Source organism: Pedobacter sp. Leaf170, from assembly GCF_920984665.1.
GTDB lineage: Bacteria > Bacteroidota > Bacteroidia > Sphingobacteriales > Sphingobacteriaceae > Pedobacter.
In genome coordinates this window covers 350,151-371,350 of the sequence record NZ_CAKLBP010000005.1, presented here as the reverse complement: position 1 = coordinate 371,350, position 21,200 = coordinate 350,151, and the positions used below count along the sequence as shown (strand labels likewise).

Below are 21,200 nucleotides of genomic sequence, written 5' to 3'. Positions count from 1 at the left end.
CAGACAAAAATCAAAATAACTTTCGAACATAGGTTTCAAAATACTGATAAAAGAAACATTCACACAAAAATAAAATAAAAGGCCGGAGAATAATAATCAATATTAACAGAAAGTCTTTACAGCTATACCGATATTATCAAACTTGACGCTCACCATACATAAATAGCTGCCGGCGCTCCTATATAAGTCATGATAAAACGTGAGTAACAATGCCTCACAGATTGGAAGACACACTTTTTCGTTGCACTATTTTGGTTATAGATTAAGTACCAAGGGTCAGCAGCAGTCTTCCCATTCGTACGAAAATACATCAACATTTTTTAAACTAATTCGCTTCACTGTTGTTTTTATAATAACAAAACATCAGTTTATAATGAAAAATGTGGAAACTGTTATTCCGGCTGCCCTATACCTTCATACTATACGATTTTGCTACAGGGATAATATTAATTTGGCTATAGCCCTGGAAACCGGGCTTTCGGCCTCTGATGTACTACTGGCAAACACAATTCAAAAATTAAAAAGCTGGAAAGGGTTTTCTTTATTCGATGATGACGGTCATCCAACAAACAAAGTCTTCGTGGCTGGCCGATGGAGGTTAGAATTACCAATAAATAAAGGTATACGTAAGCTCAACGCAATAAACTTATCAACAAAAAGCCATCACTTTCCTACCATCCAGTTAGATAGGGTGATGAAAGCATTTGCTGACACTTTTTTTCTCAAAAACACCTCTAAAATCAAGCGCTCTGGTAAATAATTTTTAATCACTAAAATTTAAAGTCATGAACACAGAAAATTCAAAAAAAGAGAGTCAAAAGCATCCGGAACACCATGAACATCAGGAGCATCACCCCCACAAAGAGCATCATGAAGGGCCTGAGCATGCGAATGAAATGGAACATCACAAAGAGAAAGAACACCATTCTGAGGCTGAACACCATAACGATGATGAACATAAGAACACAAAAAAAAGTTAATTATGGCAGTTTGGAAAGGAATGTGCGAGCCGATATTCCTTTCCACTTATTAACTATCAAAGTAATAGGTTTGTAAAGATCAACCTCATCTATTATCAGTATCCCTGTCTGAATAGGGGCCTTGGCAGTTTTGTATCCAATAAAATAAACCATCTAATATCTGTAGAAAATTCCTGATATTGCCATTACATAATAAAGTATGTGTTATCAGCTTTTGGCTGCGCCATCGGTGGGTGTTCTATCATCTCCATCAGATTCCGCTCTATGGTCATGCAGATTGCTGTCATCGGCGTATCGGTGGGAACATTTTCGAATGGATCCTGCATAATGATTGCTGTTTTTTCGATCATAATAAAGAGAATCGGAACGAGAAATATCAACATTATTTCTACAACTGGTGTTTCATCTTCCAGTCCAAAAGGCATAATAGTCATTAGGACATAGATCAGAAAATGAATGAGTACACTATATGAGCGTGGAAAGATCGTGTTTTTAATTCGTTCGCATTTTCCCATTGAATCGCACAGGCGGGCAATGGTGGAATCGATTTGTACAACTTTGTTGGGATCCATCTGACCACGTTCACTGGCCGAGGCCAGCGCTGAGCTGTGGCGGATGAGTAATAAATTTGCTTGGTTTTCACTGTTGAGATTATGCTTGATAAAATAATTCTTCACTTTTGTAGAAGGAGCAGTCTTCCTCAGCGACTCTGAGAGCGCAAAACACCAGATCACCTGACGAGTCGCAAATGATTCAAGTAAATCAGCTCTATCCTTGTGTTTTGGAAGGAATAGGGTCAATTGCCTTATCAGTGTCCTGCTATCGTTCACTATTGCGCCCCAAACCACTCTTGCTTCCCACCAGCGTTCATAAGACTGCGAGGTCCTGAAAGCAAGCAAGAGCGAAAGGGTCGTACCCACAAAGGCAGAAAGCGCCAAAGGGATTTTAATTTGTTCGAAGAAACCATAATGATCGAGCGTTCCAGCAACTATGGCATATATTCCAATTGTTATGATATCCCATTTTATTAACCTAATGAAGTATAGCACTGATATTTTTTTATTTATAAGCATGTTCTTATTTTGTCTATTTAGCATGAAATGCACGTTGTGCAGTGATTGATATTTTGTTATTATCCAAATAAATATATAGTTTCCGCTTTCACTTTGCAAATTCATTTTATGGTTGTTTCGTTTTGCAAAAAGAATTTTAATTGGTGTTTGGCATTTGATTTAGCCGACTCTTCAAGGGATATAATTCTGGCAGAAATAGACCAGAAATTTTCTTACCGGTCTTCCGTTTCTGAAAATTACAATTGGCCGGAGCTGCCTGACACTTGTAAAATGGCCATTTATTGCAGGTGGATCTCCAGCTTTCCTTGCCAGGTTTTTAAACGATGGCTCTGAATCCAGAAATATTGCGTTTTTACCTTTTAGCTTGGAAAGATCCGTTCCAATGTAGCTGAAATGTAGTGCGTGCTCGCCGATCACGTTTTGCCCATATATAAATTCCCGGCTTAAGAGATTGAGTTCAGCTGATGTTTTATAACTGTCAGCAGAAAAGATGAAGTCGGCTTTATATTGTGTTTTAAGGATTTGTGATTTCCTATGGAGTTCTTCCCATCCTACCCATGTATCATCTGAACGAACCGGTACGGGATAGAATACTATCTCCACGAAAAGCCCTGCATGGATAATCAGTGAAATGATAAGCTGAATCTTTATCCAACGGTCCGGGATTATCCCACCTACCAGAATAATGCCTGTGATATAAGCCGGCATCATCCAGTTAATCTTTACCCAGTAAAAAGGCGAGAGCGAGAGAAAAATCATGAAAATGGGCAGAAAGAAAGCGAGCAAAAAGATCTGCCCTGCAGAAAGCTTGAATCTACCTTTTTCTTTCAGGCTGAACATCAGATAAGTAGCGCGAAACAAAAAGGCAAAAGCGACAGGGATAAGCAGCGCGAGTTGATGGCCAAAGAGACCAAAGATAAACCTTGGGCTAAACTGAAGTTCAGAAACAGAATTCATGCGTTTTGTACCCTGAAAAGCGAAAGATGCAAAGTTGTTATTCCAGTTCCATATAATCACCGGTGAAGAAACCATTATCATCAGCAACACTGATAGCCAGGGCCATATGGTCAGAAGTTGTTTCCTGTTTGAGGAGGAAAACAATAAGAAAATGAACATTCCTGCAGGAAGGAAGACGGCTGTATATTTGCTATCAAAAGCGAGTCCCATAAGTATACCGGCATAAATCCAGTCTATTTTTCTTTTTCTGAACACTGCATCATGGATTTTGCAAAGGGCAAGTGCCCAGAAGAAAAGCAGCGGGGTATCCGGGGTGGAAATCAAGGAAAGGATGCTTACCATTAAGGTGGATAAAAATAGCACAATTACTTTTTTTGACTGACCTGAAGGATAGAACCGAAGTGACAGATTGAAAACGGCAATGGAGGTAAGAACGGTGAGTACCGAATCCCCGAGCTTAATGGCAGTTGGATTTTTGCCAAAAATTTCTGTAAAAATCCTGATTAACCAGGAAATGGCCGGAGGGTGGTCAAAATAGGAAAGACTGGGGTGGCTGGCATAAAAAAAGTAATACGCATCCTGCGGCATTGGTCCCATTGAAAACACAGCAATAACACGAATGACCAGGATAGCACATAGCATATAAAAAACAGCTGGAGATAGGCCGGCAGTTAGGTTTTTTCGCATGACATGTAAAAAAGATTTAGACGGCAGGCAACATTAGGCCTGCTGTTCGGGTAAACAGTTATGTAAAAAGTAATATTGGCCAGTAACGCCGCGGCAAGGGGTTTGAAAGTTCTCCTTAAGACATGCTTTGCAAGTCAGAGAGGCCGGCCAAAGTATTATAAACGGATTTCGGTGGTCCTCGAAAACAGGGAGATTTAAGAAAATAAGTACGTATTGAGGAATTTTGGAGAACCGGTTTCGCCTGCAACAGGTGGGAGGTCAGAAAAAAATACGGATGGTTGAGTGTTCTGAAAGTGTCGAAACTAAATTTATCTTTTTCCTGATTAACTTCCTGATGGCTTGAAGATAAAATGATGGCATGCAGGACAGTTTCAAACTCCCCGGCACCGTGTTTAGCACGCTGATTATACTGTGAAATTTTATTGTGTGGATTCTCGAGCACGAGGCACTGATCCAGCAGGAAACTGAATGCAAGTAAAAGAACGGTGTAGACCAGGCGGAAGTTCATAATGAATTTATTTACATTGCTTTCAACCGCGATCGATTTGAACCTGGAACTGACTTACTTTCAATACGACCCTTATGCCCATGTCCTTTAGGGGATATCAAGGCCATGAACCATAAAAGTATTGTAAAGAGTGTCACTGCCGCTATAATCAACACCCTGAGTAGCATTTTTCTTCGGCCAGAGACATGGAGAGGGACTGCTTGGGTATATGGGTTCTTTTTATTTTTTCTCATGAATTCCTTAATCTATTTTTACTGGAAATCTCCTGTGCTTATCACCTTTTTTTGGTAACTTTATAGCCTAACAAGTACTATAAGAAGATGTCCTACTTTTAATTTATTTTGTTTATTGCTTGATGTTTTCAGCATCCTGTGCATTATTGCGATTCTACGCTTGACTTTACGCGCAGCGGTGCAACCTATTTTGAAATTGCAGCGGTAACGAAATTATATTCTAACCGCACTGTTTTTAAAAGTAACTGAATATACCGGCTCCAATTGCTCCGTGACTGTAGCTGGGCATTACTACTGAACGCCCGATTTCCTTTTGTGTAAAGATTTTTTTAATCTTTGGATATAGCCAGTAAGATGCCCGCGTGGAAAGAAAACCTATCCCTGCTCCTGCTACAACATCACTGAGCCAGTGCTTATTATTATACATCCGGTAATATGCGGTTGCCACTGCGGCAGCATAGCCTGAAATGGGGTAAATAACTGATCTTTCCTTATATTCCTGACTGAGCAGTTCTGCCGATGCGAATGCCTCTGCGGTATGCCCTGAAGGAAATGCGTTGCTGGATCCGTCCGGCCTGGTCACCTGGGTGATCCTTTTAAGGGATTGGCAGGTGGCGGTAAGTATGATATTGCTCAGCAGATAGACCCCGGCCTGGTCAATGGTTTTATTTCTTCCTTGTATGCCAGCCGTGCTCAGGCCTAGCGCCAATACCCCGGGGGCGAACTGCAGATAGTCATCTATCCTAAACTTATTGTGCGGATGCTCAAGTGCAAACTCCTGCCTGGCGGCAATATCAAGGTCTGTGAGTTCGTGGCTTCCCAGCTTTACAAATCCGTAAACTATACTTGCTGAGGCTGCAGCTCCCACTATTGGTGACATCCGAATCTTAAAGTCGCCGTGTTCTGTTATGCCGTCCGCAAGGGTCTGTTTTTTCATCAGCAACGTATCCCCTGGTTTTTGTGAAAAGGATGCAAAGGGATGCAGGAATGTGAACAGCAACCAAAATAATATTCTAAAAAAACTCATCTTATATATATTTTAATCATCAGCGGTATGCGAGTCATTCTCATGTTTAAATTTCTTTTTCCATTTTACGTACCATTTCTGGTGATGAAGACTCAGCAAGAAATAGATTCCCAGGGCAGCAGCTACTGCGATGAGGAACATGTTAAGTCCTACGGCCACACCGATTCCCGCGGTACACCACAGGGTAGCTGCGGTAGTGAGGCCTTGTGAAGTGTTGGTTTGATCATTCTTGTAAATGATTCCTGCACCCAAAAAACCAATGCCCACCAGAACGTTGGCAATGATTCTAGAGGCTGCCGCTGTGTCCCCCATATGCTCGCCAATGGCGGTGAAGAGTGCGGCGCCGAGACACACCGCGGCATAAGTACGTATTCCGGCACTCCTGCCATGTTTTTCACGGTCAAGACCGATGATGCATCCAAGAATGAAAGCTACAAGAAGCCTTAGGATTATATCCCATTCGTTTTCCATTTCCATTTTTTAGTGTTGTTTTTTCTTTATCCGCGCTTTGACCGTTTCAATATTTGCTTGTTTTCCTGTTGCCAGTAAAGACCTGCAGTATGGAGTAAAAAAACGATGTGCAGTTAAGAAGTTGAGTGTTTTATTATCCCATTCTGTCAAATCCATTCCGCTTCTTTTATTGACCTCTCTTGCCACCTTCTCATCAGTTATCAGGAATTCCTCGTTTCCAAGGTTATAGGTGTCCGCATCACAGATGATCTCCTGGATCGTATTCCTGGGATCATGAGGTATTGTAGTTGCCCGAATGCAAGCCGCTATATCGAAAATAACATCTAGTTCAATTCCTCTATCGAGCATAAACTCTCGCATTAAAATCACGCTTCTCTCTTCATGACCAGCGGGGCTGCCCAAAAGCTGCCCGGTGTCGTGAAACCAAGCTGCGGCGAAGAGTACAAACTCACGGAGCTTGTCCAGGCGGTAGTTCGAAGCAATTTCGCGTGTTCGGCTAACTACAAGCTTTGTGTGTTCGAGGTCATGGTATACCAGATCGGTATGCCAGTGCTGTTGAAAGAGTTGACTAACGTAAGCCTCGGTCTCCTCCAAAAGCAGATCAAATACATTTTTCCTTCTTAACTTGAAAAAATAGTTTCCTATTAAGAGCGCCAGTATCCCTAAAAACAAACCAATTAGCAATAAAAAATAATTGTTCATATGATTGTTATTGTTTTAATCCACCATTTTTAAAAAGATGATAGGCGCTCTGGTATAGCGAGATGGCTTCCAGACTTATCTTTTTTGGCGTCTTTACGGGCGTTTGTACGTTTGTAGTGAAATCGTACCTATAACTCTGGGGGGCTTTTCGTGGGCTGAGTACCACAAGCGTGTCATTGCGGAGATAGCCAAGTTTTTGATAGGTCCCCAGCATGATCCTTGGGCGATAGGCTACTGAGCGTACATCCATTCCATAGTTATTGCCCTGGAAATCCCATTTGAGCAATCCAAACAAGGTTGGGTAGAGGTCGATCTGAGAACAGAGGGCTGAAATTGTCAAAGGGACCTGTCCTTTAAGATTATAGATCATAGCGGGAATATGGTACCGGGAGATATCGATTTCATTTTTCCCTGCACTTTCAGCGCAGTGATCAGCAATGAATATAAATATCGTATTGTCGAACCAAGGTTTTTTCCGGGCTTTTTCTAAAAATTCACCGATGGCAAAGTCAGTGTACTTCACGGCCCCCTCCCTCCCCGTTCCCGGGGCGATATCAATTTTTCCTCCGGGATAGGTAAAAGGACGATGGTTGGATGTGGTCATCACAAAATCGTAGAACGGCTTTTTTGTCTGGAAACGTTTGTCCGCATCACGGATCACTGCAGAAAGCAGGTCCCCGTCAGAAATGCCCCAGGCATTTTCAAAGGCAACCTGATCATCCTTTAGGATCGTTCGTTTTACCTTATAGGTATCTCCCACTGTTAGTTTTCGGCCCCTATCGGTTATCTCGTATCCATTGTTACCAAAGAACTGATTCATATTGTCGAAGTAGCCATCCCCACCATAAAAAAAAGAAGTTGAATACCCGCGTTTAGAAAATATACTTCCAATGGTGGTTAGATTTGCATTATTTTCTCTTCTGACAATGCTGTTTCCAGGGGTTGGCGGAAGGGCTAGGGAAAGCGCTTCCATACCGCGTACCGTTCGTGTGCCAGTGGCATACATCCGCTTAAATAAAACGCTTTGTTTTGCGAGGGTATCAAGTGTTGGCGTAAGTCCCTGTGCATTACCAAAGGTTCCCATATAATCCGCACTAAAACTTTCCATTACCACCATGATCACGTTCGATCTGCTTTGGCCATTGCCATTGGAAACGATTCGGCGAATCGAACCTTCCCCTGGCATAAATCTTGCCAATGGAGATGACAGCTCTTTTCTTGTGGTATTAAATGCGACCATCTCTGATGTCATGGGATAAAACTGGTCATAGTTCAGCTCATTTGAGCGGAACGCTGCAATGAATGAATATATCCCCGCTTTGGAAATTTCGCTTACATATCGGTTACTGCTACGCTCGGCCCAGGAATTGTCCACCTTCTGGCCATAAAATATTGCCATCAAAACAATCAGTAGGGTAAATAAAAACCTGTGGAGAACAGGGGTAACTGAACGGAAACTGATCCTGAAGGCTGCACGCATGAGATAGTTCCATAGCAGGGAAATGAGTACAACGCCTGCAATTAAAAGCGGGAGTGGGTAAGACTCATTGATGTTGTGCAGTACCTCGTAAGTGTAGATCAAATAATCTACTGCTATGAAATTGAAGCGGCTTTCAAATTCCAGCCAGAAGGTAAATTCAGCAAAGAAAGAGAATACCGATATCAGTACCATTAGAAACAATAATATCCTGGTAAAGGTGCGGTCAAAAGCTGACCCGTTCCATTTTTGGGGAAGGCAAAGCAGATAAACGGCATAAAATAAGCAAAAATAGATACTCACCCCCAGATCGAAAACCACGCCCTTTGCAAGTGCAGTAAATATGTCTATGGTTTTGAGCCCTCCCTTGCTGAAGGACATCGCGATTAAAATGATCCTGAAGAAACTGGAGACGACAAGAAAACTTAGCATAAAATAATGCAGGAGGCTGTAGCGACTTTTGATGAAAATAGATCTTATCATTTTTCGGTTTTTTGATTGGGGGAGGCTGATTGGGTTATTGGCTTTTTATCTTTGTTCCAGTGGATCCTGAAAAAATGCCTAGCTTTCGAATAAACGCCAAGCATAAGGAGCAGTGTCATTATCCAATAAAAAACCATTCGATATATGGAAGTCCTTGGGGTTTTCAACTTTTTCTTCCTTGCGGCGTTTCCGCCAGTCCCGGCAGCAGCGGGCCGGGCCTTTATGTTTCTTTTGTTCTGCATTTGATTAAATTCTTTTGAATGGCCCGAAGATTTCTGAACTCCTGACCACTTTTTAAATCATATTGTATTTGATCGGTTATTATTACCCCTCAAGGTTCATGAACCATTGCTGAGCCCTGTTGATGGCGACTTCCACTATATGTAGTTCGCTTACTTCTCTTGTATTTTTAAGTTCATTGGCAATCTCTAGTGCTTTCTCTCTCACCCTTGGGTCGAGGTCTTTCATTTCCATCGGAAAATTCTGTTCTGTCCAGGCCATTTTATATATTTTTTGTTGTTTAAATTATTTTTGAACCATGCCCGAGAGCACATTAATTGTTAGGGCCACAATGACCGTATTGAAAGCAAAAGAAAGTACCCCATGCATCCAGGCAAGTCTGCGGATACGTTTGGCGGAAATTTCTACATCGGATACCTGAAAGGTCATTCCAACCACGAAGGCGAAGTAAACAAAGTCCATGTAATCCGGATCTTGCCCGCCAGGAAAGATGAGTCCGCCCGGCTTTTCTACTTTCCCTTTCTTCTCATGGTCGATGTCACAGTAATAAAAATGTGCATATCGCATCGTAAAGACGGTATGGACAAGCCACCACGAGCTGACCACGCAAAGCAGGGGAACGATGATCTCCGTCAACATGCTCTGATCAGTCTTATCAGAATTCTCCCGCAGCAGCATGATAATGGAAAAAAGACTGGCGAAAGCAGCGGCAACGGCAAATAAAAAAATAAATGTTCTGCTTGAATCCTGGGCATGGGCATCGTGTTTGATCTGACTGGGATGAGCGGAACGAATCGTTATCCAGACAAGGATGATGCTCGTGAGCGCATAACTAAGCCATGCAATCATCCACCTGAGCGAATTCTCCAGTTCCACAGCATAGCATATTCCGAGGGCAGTAATGGCAACACCAAGCGAGATGTAAAGCTTATGATGGGCATCGAGTTGGCTGATTTTTTTTACGTTTTGCATTGGCATTGATTAAATGATGAGTCCCAGAACCATAAATAATAGAAATCCGGCGAAAAAGGCGGCTGTGAAAAATGGGGAGTCCTTTTCTTCATGGGCTTCCACCAGCAGTTCCTCAGTAACTAAAAACAATAAGGCTGCGCTGCCAAAGGAGAGCACGAGCTCTAACACTTTTTCTCCTGTAAAATGCAGCATGAAAAAACCACCTGCGGTTCCCAATAAAAAAACGAGTCCAAAAATCAAAAGGATGCGCATCAGCCTGCTTTTGGAACTTCCAAGTTTGGTCAGCCTGGTTCCTACCGCAAGGCCAAGCGAAAGGCATTCCATGGCAAGCGCCAGTGCAAGCAGGGTTCCTTCTTTTGATCCTGCTGCAAATCCGATCCCGAGGAGAAGCCCATCCAGCAACAGGTCAATGCCTACTGCAATTAGCATTCCCCATGGCAAAAGCTTTCCATCATTTGATCCGCCCATTTTAAGTTCAAGCCTGGCGGTATACCATTTGATGACTAGCATGGCCGAAATACCCAGGGTAAAGCCTATTATGATTGCGGTGGTATCATGGATCCTGATCATATCAGGCAAAAGTTCCACTGCAACCACAGAAAAGACCACTCCCGCGGCGAAGTGAAGGATCGTACTCTGCAGCGCGACTGTTGGCTTTTTCCAGGTAACAATCATGCCTCCGATCAATAGCAGAATAACCGGAACGACTGCAAACAGCAGTATATTAACTGATATCAGTTGATTAACCTGCATAGCTCTTTTTTAAATAAAGGTTATAGGCATAAAAGGAAAGATATCCAAGGGCGAGGCTAAAGCCTGCACCGAAAATAATTTCGCTGGGATAGTTCCAGCTATTATAGGCCCTGCTATACATGTAAAGCAAAGCCCAAAGTCCAATCACCCCATTTAGAATCAAATGGCGCCTGCCAAAGAACAGGACCATGAGAATCGCGAGACCTGCTGCAATAGAAGGAATCGGAAGACAACCGTAAAGCTCACCCGCACCATTGATACTGATTTTAAGTTCGGTTTTGAAAGATTGGTCGTATAGGGGCCTCAGATGACCAAAAATCCTATTTAAAGCCGTCAGGCTTCCTATTGAAACCAATAAATAAATAAGAATAAAAATGACTTTTCTTAAGAATCTGACCCGGTCATAAGCGAGTAGCATTAGTAAGAGGAAACAATAAAAGGGTATCCAGAACCAAAAGCTAGCTGACTCCTTTAATACCAGGTCCCAGAAACGAGAATGCTTTTCATTGGCCAGAAAAAGCAGAAGCTCATCTTGGTTTTTAAGATAGCTTAAAATATGGGTATCGGCAAACGTAAACATAGCCATCAGACCTAAAAAAACTAAGCCTGTAATTAGAACCGGAAATGGAATCTTATCTTTCATGTTTTTATCGAAGGTTGTGGCTGCCTGTTATTTATGAGGTAAATTGGAGGTAGATCAGGAATATTGCCGATACTGCCATCAGCAGAAATGTTGCCAGGCCAAGGATATTGGAAATTCTGCCGTTGGTAAATTCTCCCATAACCTTTCGGTTATTGGAAATGTGCAACAATATGGCAATGATCACCGGCGAGGTCACACCATAAAGTATAGCCGTGTAGAGCAGTGCATCCACGGGGCTGATTCCAATATAGTTCATTAGTAAGCCCAGAATTACCGATACAATAATAACTGCGTAGAATGGCTTTGCCTGATTGAACTTCCTGTCCAGGTTGCCTTTCCATCCGAATGTCTCAGAGATGATATAGGACAAGCTTCCGCTGAGTACGGGGATTGCAAGAAACCCTGTTCCGATCACCCCGAGGGCAAAAAGAAGGTAAGATGCTTTCCCTGCAACGGGTTCAAGTGCTTTGGCAGCCTGCTCCACGGTATCGATCTGACGAATACCCTGGTTATACAAAGCAGTTCCGGTAGCCAGGATGGTAAAAAACATAATCATGTTGGAAAGCAACATACCCAGGTTCACGTCCAGCGACATCTTGCTGATGAGTAGTCCGAGGAGTTTGTTTTCTTTTTTCTTATGTTCCTCGCCTGTGAGTTTTTCCCCATTGATACTGACCAGTCTTTTATTGACCATCATCTGCCTTTTTACAGACTTTACATCCTCAGCTTCCATTGCAGTCTGCCAGAAAAAAAGATATGGTGATATGGTCGTTCCCAGAATCGCTACCAACATGCCAATAAACTCCTTGTTCCATTTGATAGTTGGAATAAAGGTAGCCTTCATCACGGCTGCCCAATCGGGCTTGGTAAAAAAGGGAACGATAATATAAAGCATTAGTGTCAGGCACAGATACTTTAACACCGAGACGAATGTTGAATAAGGCAGGTAGATGATAAAAAATAGCAGAATCCCGGTAAACAGCACACTGAAAATTATGGCATGGATACCAGGAAATATAAGATGTGCCACTGCGCCCATTCCAGCGATATCAGCGCCTATGTTTAGCACAATAGCGGGAACACTGAATATAATCATCAGGTACAGTACCCATTTGGGATAGTGGTTTTTAAGCGTAGTGGTCAGGCCGACCGTTGTGATCAGCCCGATCCGAGCACAGATCTCCTGAATTGCTGCCATCAGGGGAAATGTGATGATCACTGTCCAAAGTGTTGCAAGGCCATATTTCGCTCCAGCCTGCGAATAGGTGGCAATACCTGATGGGTCATCGTCACTCGCACCGGTAACGATGCCCGGCCCAAGGGCCTTCAGGAATTTTTTAACCTTTTTAAACATGCTTTATTTTTTCTTCCCTTTTGGAGTTTTCTTATTATAGCTATTATTATAAGCGAGAAGCCTTAGCGCATTGAATACAACAACAAGGGTTGAACCCTCGTGGGCAATCACCGCAGGACCGATTGTGGCGATCCCTGCAATAGTCAAGGGAATCAAAGCACCAACAACGCCAAGGGAAATCCATAGGTTCTGCTTAATGATACCTTTAGCTTTGCGACTGAGTCCGATAGCAAAGGGAAGGCTTTCCAGCTTGTCGCCCATCAGGGCGATATCGGCCGTTTCCAGTGCTACATCAGATCCTGCAGCACCCATAGCGATCCCAACTGTGCTTTTGGCCATGGCTGGAGCATCGTTCACGCCATCCCCCACCATGGCGACCATCTTTTCTGATTTGGCAAGCTTCTGTACCGCCTTCACTTTATCCTCGGGCATCAGGTTCCCCCAGGCCTCGGTTACCCCAATCTGCTTGGCTACCGCCTCGGCAACCTGTTGATTATCACCGGTAAGCATGATCATCTTTTTGATCCCTAGCTCGGAAAGCTCTTTAAGCACATTCTTGGCTTCATCCCTGGGAACGTCCATGAGAGAAAGTATACCAATGAAATTCTTTTCCACTCTGACCAGCATCGAAGTATGTCCACCCTTTTCCAGATCTTCAACCTGCTTTCTGATATCGTCCGGAATGCCATCTTTTTCAAAGAGCGCTTTGTTCCCAATGAATACCTTTTTGCCGTCCACCTCTGCCTGAACGCCCCTACCCGTGATCCCTTTCACGTTATGGGCCTGGGGAAGCGTTTTTTTCTTCATTCGCTCACCTGCCCCCTTAACAATAGCTTCGGCGAGCGGGTGATCGCTTAGTTTCTCTACGGCTATGGAGATAGCCATTAAATCCTGCTCATCAACACCGTTGAGCGGAATGACGTTTGTGAGCTGGGGTTTTCCTTCGGTAAGTGTGCCGGTTTTGTCAAATGCAATGGCATTAAGTGCACCCAGATCCTCGAGAGGTCTGCCGCCTTTTATCAGAACGCCACCACGTGCTGCCCGGGCGACGCCACTGAGCACCGCACTAGGCGTAGAGATTGCCAATGCACATGGGCTTGCGGCCACCAATACCGACATTGCCCTGTAAAAGCTTTTGCTAAACGGTTCATCGATCACCAAAAAGGCAAAACATAGTAGTGCTACCAGCACCAATACTGTTGGAACAAAATATTTTTCGAACTTATCGGTAAAAAGCTGGGTAGGTGATTTTTGTTTTTCCGCCTCGTTGACCATTTTCACCAAACGGGAAATGGTGGAGTCCTTAGCCTCGCGAATGACTTTTACTTCAAGAACCGAAGCGCCGTTTATGGTTCCTGCAAAAACGCGGAATTGCGGCTTAATCTTCTTATCGGTGGTGTAGTCGGTATCGGGGTCAGGAACGGGAGATTTATCTACAGGAACACTTTCCCCTGTGATTGGCGCCTGGTTAACGCTACCTTCCCCCTTCACAACAACCCCATCTGCCGGGATCTTGCTGTTTGGTTTAATGATAATGACATCCCCGAGCTCGAGTTCCTCGATTCTCACTTCGGATTCTTTACCACCTCTGACTACCAGAGCTGTAGGTGGTGCGAGGCTGGTCAAAGCTTCGATACTTTTCCTGGCCTTGCCCATAGCATAATGCTCCAGGGCATGTCCCAAGCTAAATAAAAACAGCAGCAGTGCACCTTCAGCCCATGAACCCAAAATAGCCGCGCCTATTGCTGCAACCAGCATTAAAAAATCAATTTCAAACCCACCTTTCAGTATGGTCTCCACAGCTTCCTTGGCCGTAAAGAAACCACCAAAGAAATAGGCCGTTATGTAGAGCACCAGGCTTGCCCATTCTGGCACACCTTCGATGAAGGAAATCCCAAATCCTGTCCCTAAGGCCACCCCACAGATGATGGCAAAGATCATTTCGGTGTTTTTACCGAAAATCCCGCCATGTTCATGATCTTCGCCTTCTTCATTAGTATGGTCTTTATTTGAATCCTTTTTCTTAGTCGTTTCTTTTTTTCTATTAGGTTGCGTTTCCGGAGTGATGCGTTTTGCAGTTTTACTGTCTTGCTGAGTCTCCTCCTTTTTAACTTCTTTGGCATCCGGACCTTTTTCCCGGATTACGGGCTTTTTGCCAGTTGATTTAGTTTCAGATTTTTTATTCTTGTTTTCCATGTCGGGGTAGATTGATTTAATTGGATATTCAGTGCAAGAACTTGAGGTATACTTATCGCCTTTTTGGGATCATATTTTTCTTTAAAAAGATGCCTCCCTAACGAGGCACCTTATTCAACTGTGTGTACTGAAAAATATCTGTCCGGGAAGCTACTCTTCCTCGCTGTTCTTCATTTTGGACAGGAGATCGTAAGTTCCCTTTAATACGACCTTACCCGCGAAATCTCTTCCAGCGGGCATGGTTACTTCAATATAACCACCATCGGATATTCCTGTTGTCACTTCCACCATTTCGAAATGGTGCACTGTTCCACTGCTTGCCGTTGTAGCCCCGTTCTCCGCTTTCGCAGGTTCATTTGCTTTTTTATCTGCTGTATTTTTGACGAAAATGTATTTTTTACCCTCAAAGTCTACAACCGCTGCAGAAGGCAAGGCGGTAACCTGCATGGTACCGGTCTCGATTAAAGCCTTCAGGTAAGTACCAGGTATAAATCCCGTACTTCCCTGGGCAATCGCGTGAACGGTCACTGTTTTATCGGTATTGATCTCACCGCCCACCAGTTGCACGGTTGCAGTCCGTTGGGTTGAATCATTGGTCAGTGTAAAAAGTACCTTTTGACCTTTTTTGACCATCTGTGCATCCTTCTCAAACACATTTAGCTCGACGTGAAGGTTTGAACTGTTGACGATCTCAAACATTACATCGTTGGGTGCTACAAATTTTCCGGTATTCACGTTTACCTTGGTTACATATCCGCTGATTGGGGAATAGATATTCACCTGACTGCGGATGTTATTGGCGGTGAGCGTAGAGGGGCTGATGTTGATAAGCTGGAGGCGTTGTCTCAACGCATTTTCCCTGGCAAGATTCCCTTGATAAGCTGCTTTTGCCTGCTGCAGGGTCTTTTGTGCATTAACGTTCTGCTGAGCAAGAGTCTGCTGTCTTTTGTATTCTGAATCTGACAGCTCCAGTTGGCTCTTACTTTCAAGGTAGTCCTGCTGCATCTGAACAAATTCCTGGTTTTGAAGTATAGCGATCACCTGGCCCTTACTTACCTTTGTTCCCTGTAATAATGGAGTTGATTTTACGATGCCGCCCATCTGGGTCGTTATGCTAACCAGATTTTGCGGGGGAACGTCTATAAATCCGTTGACTTTGAGCATACCGCTGAGTGCGCGGAGTTCGGGACTTCCAAGTTCTACACCCACAGTCTTGAACTGTGACTGGCTGAGCTCTACAGAATTGCTTTCTTCAGTTGCCGTACTATCCGCAGCGCCTTCCGTTCCAGCGCCATCTTTTTCCTTGCTACCGCAGGAAGAGAGAAGCACCGCTAGTGCGGCTACATAAGATAATCGGCTTAGGATTTTAAATAATTTTTTCATTTTAATATTGTTATTGACCTTTTAGGTACTGTAATGTGTATACGGATTGATTGTATTGGTTGATGGCTTCCAGATAGTTGAAACGGATATCTGAGTAAGTTCTAAGGGCCTGAAGATATTCCACATAACCGATCTCCCCTGCCTGGAAGGCAATTTGAGATTGTTTTAAAATCAAGTTGGCATTTGGAAGGGCACTATTCTTATAATAGGCTATACTTCTGGAATTCTTTTGGAGGTCCTGAAAAGCCTGCTCATACCGCCCGCGCAGGTCAGTTTGGGAGAGGACAAAATCACTTTCTGCTACTTGTTTATCAATCTTTGCCGCCTTTATCCTGGAGGCAAAGGGTTTAAAGAAAAGTGGAATGGATATTCCAGCTGAAACACCCTGAAAACGCTTGCCACCATTGAAATAAAGGTCCTGGCCGCCAACGTTCTGGGCACCAATAATGGATTGATTGAAATAACCAACACTGAAATCGGGACCTGAACGTGAACGTTCCAGCCTGATGGCTTTATCGGCAATTTGAATCTGCTGGGCCTGAAGTGCAAGAATTGGATTTTCAGCGGTTACGGTATCGGTTGGATTGATGTTCCAGGATACCTGAGTAAATTCAGCATTCATAATGCTGATTTGTTCCCGGGTATTAAGTAAACGCTTAAGTTCAGCTGTGTAAGCTAAAATATCAGCTTCGTTTTTGCTCATCTGGTTGCGTACCTCATTGTATTGGGTTTCAGCTGTAGTTTTTTCCAGCAGATTGGTTTCCCCTGCCTGAAACCTTAGTGAGGCCGCTTTCAGGAAATTGCTATATACACTGTCCTGACTGTTGTAAAGTTTTCGAAGGGCAATAAAATACTCCAGCTGGGCGTATACAGTTTTTACCTGGTAGGACAGTTCCCTCTGGGTCACCTGCAGGCTGATCTCCGCTCCCCTGATTTGCGCATCATACAGATTACGCTGGCTTTTAAATAGCCCAGGGTAGGGAATGTTCTGGGATGCTGAGAAGTTATTGTCACGTTTAATGGTATTGATCTGTCCGTACTGTAGTTCGACAGTCGTTTTCCCCAGATCCGTTGAAGATCCGCGGAGTGCCTGTTGACGGCCAATCTGCAGGGTAGAGGACTTGACAGCCTGATTATTGTTCAAAGCGGTGTTCAGAGCCTGTTCGAGGCTCATGCCCTGATTGGGAATGGTCTGCGCTTGCGTCTGAGGAGACATTGAAAGCAGTCCGATGAACATTGCAATGGCAACTACAGTTGTTGGAAGGGCAGTTTTCTTGCTTTTCCAACCTTCAAAATAAGTATAAAGCACGGGAAGTACGATTAGGGTTAATATTGTTGAGGTAATCAATCCACCGATCACGACGGTAGCCAGCGGCTTTTGCACCTCCGCACCTGCTGCGCTTGATATCGCCATGGGAAGAAATCCAAGAGAGGCAACTGTTGCAGTCATCAACACTGGTCGCAAACGTATGGAAGTTCCCTCGAGTACAATATCGCGGATACTGTATTTATTCATTTTCTTGAGCCTGTTGAATTCCGTAATCAGAACAATTCCGTTTAGTACCGCCACCCCAAAGAGCGCAATGAAACCTACGCCTGCTGAGATACTAAAAGGCATTCCCCTTAAAAGAAGGCCAAGTATACCACCAATTGCCGCCATGGGAATAGCCGAGAAGATGAGTATGGATTGTTTCACAGACCCGAAAGAGAAATATAGCAACAGTAGGATCAGTAAAAGCGCTACAGGTACTGCGACAGAGAGTCTTGAGGTTGCTTCCTTCAGGTTTTCAAACTGGCCGCCATAAGTGATATAGTATCCTGCCGGAAGCTTGATCTGCTGATTGATCTTGGATTCAATCTCCGTAACCACACTCTGGATATCCCGACCGCGGACGTTAAGGCCTACGATAATCCTTCGCTTGGTATCTTCCCGCTGAATCTGGTTTGGACCGATCTTGAATTCGATTTGTGCCAGCTGATCCAGTGGTACCTGGTTGCCATTCGGTGCGGTTACGTATACGTTTTTAACATCATCTATCCCTTGACGATTTTGCTGGGAAAGACGCACAACGATATCATAACGCTGTTCACCTTCATAGACTAGCCCGGCGGACTGACCTGCGAATGCCGTGTTAAGAGCTTGGTTGACCGTGCCTACACTCAGCCCATATTGGGCGATGCGATCACGGTTGATTTTTACGACGATCTGCGGAAGACCGGTTGCCTGTTCAAGGTACAGATCCTTTGCTCCTTCCACACCTGAAACGATCTTACCTATCTTTTGGGAAATGCTGGTTAGTGCTTCAAGGTCATCGCCAAAGACCTTTATCCCGATATCCTGTCTTACCCCGGAGATCAGTTCATTTGATCGGAGCTGGATCGGCTGAGAGAAACCAAAGCTAACGCCGGGAACTTCTTCAAGTGCCTTGCTCATCATCTCTGCCAGTTCCTCCCTATCGTGGGTTGTTGTCCAATCTTTTTTATCCTTTAATACAATCGTCAGATCGCAGGCTTCCATGGGCATGGGATCTGTGGGAATTTCTGCTGCACCAACCTTTCCGATCACTTCTTTAACCTCAGGAAATTTTTCAACCAGGATCTTGGACGCCTGATTTACTTTGTCAATGGTCTGTGATAGCGAACTACCGGTCAATAACCGGGTCTCTACCGCGAAATCGCCTTCTTCTAAAGTGGGAATAAACTCTCCTCCCATTTTCGTAAATATGAAAACACTGATGGCCAACAGCACAACAGAGAATGCAACGACTAGAAAACGTCTGTTCAGCGCACCCTTGATCATCGGAGAATACTTACGCTGGAAAAAATCCATCATACGGTCTGAAAAATTCCTTTTATGTGCGCCCTTCTTACTCAAGAAAATAGAAGACACCATCGGCACATAGGTAAGTGATAATATAAAGGCACCCATGATGGCGAATGATACCGTTTGTGCCATCGGTCCGAACATCTTACCTTCAATACCTACCAGGGCAAGAATAGGAAGATAAACGATCAGAATAATGATCTGTCCAAATGCAGCAGCGCTCATCATCCTTACGGCAGATTTTTCAACCTGCTCATTCATCTCGGTTTGGGTATATGCCCTGCCCAATTTGTTTTCCGAAAGTATGTGCATGGTAGCTTCCACGATAATTACCGCGCCATCCACAATGAGTCCGAAATCAATCGCACCAAGGCTCATCAGATTACCCGAGACCCCAAAAAGGTTCATCATAGAAATCGCAAATAGCATGGCAAGCGGGATGACCGATGCAACCACCAGTCCGGCTCTGAAATTCCCAAGGAACAAGACCAGAACGAAAATTACAATTAACGCTCCTTCGATCAGGTTTTTGGCAACCGTGCCCATGGCCCGGTCAACAAGTGCACTTCTGTCCAAGAAAGGTTCAATGGTTACGCCCTGAGGGAGGGTTTTGCCGATACGAGCAATTTTTTCCTTTACCTGTTTAACAACATTGTTTGCATTTGCACCTTTCAGCATCATCACAATGCCTCCGACAGCTTCTCCTTCACCTTGTTTAGTCGCCCGGGTCAGAGCGCCATAGCGGATAGAACTTCCGATCTGCACGGTGGCAATATCATGTATGAGCACGGGTATACCATTTGCATTGTTTTTGACAACGATCTTGTTAATGTCATCGAGATTACCGACCAAGCCCTCACTCCTGATAAAATAAGCATTAGGTTTTTTGTCTATATAAGCCCCCCCGGTATTCTGGTTATTTTGTTCAAGCGCAGCAAAAACATCACTGATGCTCAGGTTTAAACTTCTTAGTTTATCGGGATCTAGGGCAATTTCATACTGTTTTAGAAGGCCTCCGAAACTGTTGACCTCGGCAATGCCCGGAGTTCCCAGAAGCTGTCTCCTTACAATCCAGTCCTGTATGCTTCGGAGTTCACGGGCATTGAATTTCTTTTCGAAACCAGGCTTGGCATGGATTACATATTGGTAAATCTCCCCGAGTCCTGTTGATATCGGTGAGATTTCAGGATTGCCAAGTCCTGAGGGAATATTATTTTTGGCTTCAGCTAACTTTTCGTTTACTTGCTGACGGGCCCAATAAATGTCAACATCATCATGGAAAACGATGGTAACTACAGAGAGTCCGAATCTAGAAATGGAACGTACCTGTTCGATCTCAGGTATGGTGGACATGGTCTGTTCTACCGGATAGGAAATGAGTCTTTCTACCTCCTGGGTAGCTAGTGATGGGCTAAGGGTAATGACCTGAACCTGATTATTGGTAATATCGGGTACAGCATCAATAGGAAGTTGTCTTAGGGAATAAATTCCCCATGCGATCAGGCCCAATGTAAACAGTGCTACAACTAGCTTGTTCGCTATGGAAAACTGAATAATTTTTTTCAGCATTATTTGTTTAATTAAGTAAAAAATAAAAAAAACAGATCAACGCAAGAGATTGCCCAGCAAACAATTATGCAGGCAAAAATCAGCATCGAAATGAAAATCGATTTTTAACTTAATTTTGGCGGTTGCCAAACAGATAAAGGCAATGAGATAACCTCTCCCTTGTAAGCCTCATCAAATTCAGTGCTCACAGATGTAGAAATGATGACAAGACTATTGATAAGTAAAACTTCAGATGTTGTATTACAACAAGAACAAACACAGAATGGAGAGCATAAATCGCTGGTTTGATCACTTTTAGAATGTGTGGATACACTCTTTTCAGTAGAAGGAATATTCGACATTTTACCCATAGCAAATATGTCACTGCAAGGCATGCAGCTCATAGATACGATAATGAAGGATAAAAACAGAATATATTTTTTCATTCTGAAAAATTTAAGCAAATATATGCATTTATTTGCAAATACAAATTTTATGTTAAAAAACGAGATAGAAAATTAATGTGCTGTGTCGGGATGCACCCAAAAGGAATTTAAATATTTAATAATTTAATTACTGCGGGCTATCTATGGAGGCAAATAACACGCTTTATCTCTTTATCAACCACCTAAATCAAAACATTTTCTCAAAAAATTGAACTGAAGAAAAACTGATAACTATCAGTTTAT

At 43.5% G+C, this 21,200-nt stretch carries 18 protein-coding genes; 2 read left to right on the top strand and 16 right to left on the bottom strand.

Translation table 11 applies throughout. The annotated features are described in order from the left end of the window. The first annotated feature begins 373 nt into the window (after positions 1–373). Both LUA90_RS14175 and LUA90_RS14170 read left to right on the top strand, forming a co-directional pair. Positions 374–760: a hypothetical protein gene (locus LUA90_RS14175; protein WP_039474370.1), complete on the top strand. Its 387-nt coding sequence runs from the start codon at positions 374–376 to the stop codon at positions 758–760. Between the two features lie 25 nt (positions 761–785). Then, positions 786–980 carry a hypothetical protein gene (locus LUA90_RS14170; RefSeq protein WP_039474374.1) on the top strand — a complete coding sequence of 65 codons (195 nt, stop codon included), beginning with the start codon at positions 786–788 and terminating at the stop codon, positions 978–980. A 185-nt stretch (positions 981–1,165) separates the two neighbouring features. On the opposite strand, the gene LUA90_RS14165 is transcribed toward LUA90_RS14170, so the two are convergent. The 16 genes from LUA90_RS14165 to LUA90_RS14090 all read right to left on the bottom strand — a co-directional run bounded on the left by LUA90_RS14165 (position 1,166) and on the right by LUA90_RS14090 (position 20,957). Next, positions 1,166–2,158, bottom strand: a complete 993-nt coding sequence (locus tag LUA90_RS14165) for a bestrophin family protein (protein WP_231491319.1) — start codon at positions 2,156–2,158, stop codon at positions 1,166–1,168. 66 nt (positions 2,159–2,224) lie between these two features. After that, complete coding sequence (locus LUA90_RS14160; protein ID WP_039474376.1) at positions 2,225–3,697, bottom strand: glycosyltransferase family 39 protein; 1,473 nt, start codon at positions 3,695–3,697, stop codon at positions 2,225–2,227. Positions 3,698–3,812: 115 nt separating this feature from the next. Next, positions 3,813–4,205 carry a hypothetical protein gene (locus tag LUA90_RS14155; RefSeq protein WP_156131433.1) on the bottom strand — a complete coding sequence of 131 codons (393 nt, stop codon included), beginning with the start codon at positions 4,203–4,205 and terminating at the stop codon, positions 3,813–3,815. A gap of 468 nt (positions 4,206–4,673) precedes the next feature. After that, a complete protein-coding gene (locus LUA90_RS14150) occupies positions 4,674–5,465 on the bottom strand; it encodes a phosphatase PAP2 family protein (RefSeq protein WP_231491318.1) in 792 nt (263 codons plus the stop codon). 12 nt (positions 5,466–5,477) lie between these two features. Continuing rightward, entirely contained in the window at positions 5,478–5,936 is a 459-nt protein-coding gene (locus LUA90_RS14145) for an MgtC/SapB family protein (protein ID WP_231491317.1), read from the bottom strand. Between the two features lie 9 nt (positions 5,937–5,945). Further along, positions 5,946–6,638 carry an HD domain-containing protein gene (locus LUA90_RS14140; RefSeq protein WP_052266071.1) on the bottom strand — a complete coding sequence of 231 codons (693 nt, stop codon included), beginning with the start codon at positions 6,636–6,638 and terminating at the stop codon, positions 5,946–5,948. A 7-nt stretch (positions 6,639–6,645) separates the two neighbouring features. Beyond that, positions 6,646–8,598, bottom strand: a complete 1,953-nt coding sequence (locus LUA90_RS14135; RefSeq protein ID WP_039474382.1) for an LTA synthase family protein — start codon at positions 8,596–8,598, stop codon at positions 6,646–6,648. A gap of 324 nt (positions 8,599–8,922) precedes the next feature. Next, complete coding sequence (locus tag LUA90_RS14130) at positions 8,923–9,099, bottom strand: hypothetical protein (protein WP_167335378.1); 177 nt, start codon at positions 9,097–9,099, stop codon at positions 8,923–8,925. Between the two features lie 24 nt (positions 9,100–9,123). Next, a complete protein-coding gene (locus tag LUA90_RS14125; protein WP_052266086.1) occupies positions 9,124–9,810 on the bottom strand; it encodes a DUF1345 domain-containing protein in 687 nt (228 codons plus the stop codon). A gap of 9 nt (positions 9,811–9,819) precedes the next feature. Then, entirely contained in the window at positions 9,820–10,563 is a 744-nt protein-coding gene (locus LUA90_RS14120) for a ZIP family metal transporter (RefSeq protein ID WP_039474389.1), read from the bottom strand. After that, positions 10,553–11,206, bottom strand: a complete 654-nt coding sequence (locus LUA90_RS14115) for a hypothetical protein (RefSeq protein WP_039474392.1) — start codon at positions 11,204–11,206, stop codon at positions 10,553–10,555. Before LUA90_RS14115 ends, LUA90_RS14120 begins: the two co-directional genes overlap by 11 nt. 31 nt (positions 11,207–11,237) lie before the next feature. Continuing rightward, a complete protein-coding gene (locus tag LUA90_RS14110; protein ID WP_039474395.1) occupies positions 11,238–12,560 on the bottom strand; it encodes an NRAMP family divalent metal transporter in 1,323 nt (440 codons plus the stop codon). A 3-nt stretch (positions 12,561–12,563) separates the two neighbouring features. Then, complete coding sequence (locus LUA90_RS14105) at positions 12,564–14,756, bottom strand: heavy metal translocating P-type ATPase (RefSeq protein WP_052266072.1); 2,193 nt, start codon at positions 14,754–14,756, stop codon at positions 12,564–12,566. Between the two features lie 150 nt (positions 14,757–14,906). Further along, positions 14,907–16,139, bottom strand: a complete 1,233-nt coding sequence (locus tag LUA90_RS14100) for an efflux RND transporter periplasmic adaptor subunit (RefSeq protein WP_039474397.1) — start codon at positions 16,137–16,139, stop codon at positions 14,907–14,909. A 10-nt stretch (positions 16,140–16,149) separates the two neighbouring features. Next, positions 16,150–20,532, bottom strand: coding sequence for a CusA/CzcA family heavy metal efflux RND transporter (locus LUA90_RS14095; protein WP_039474400.1), 4,383 nt, complete (start codon positions 20,530–20,532; stop codon positions 16,150–16,152). 104 nt (positions 20,533–20,636) lie between these two features. Beyond that, the gene (locus tag LUA90_RS14090) at positions 20,637–20,957 is read right to left on the bottom strand and encodes a DUF6660 family protein (protein WP_131538569.1); all 321 of its coding nucleotides are present in this window, start codon (positions 20,955–20,957) and stop codon (positions 20,637–20,639) included. Between the last annotated feature and the right edge of the window lie 243 nt (positions 20,958–21,200).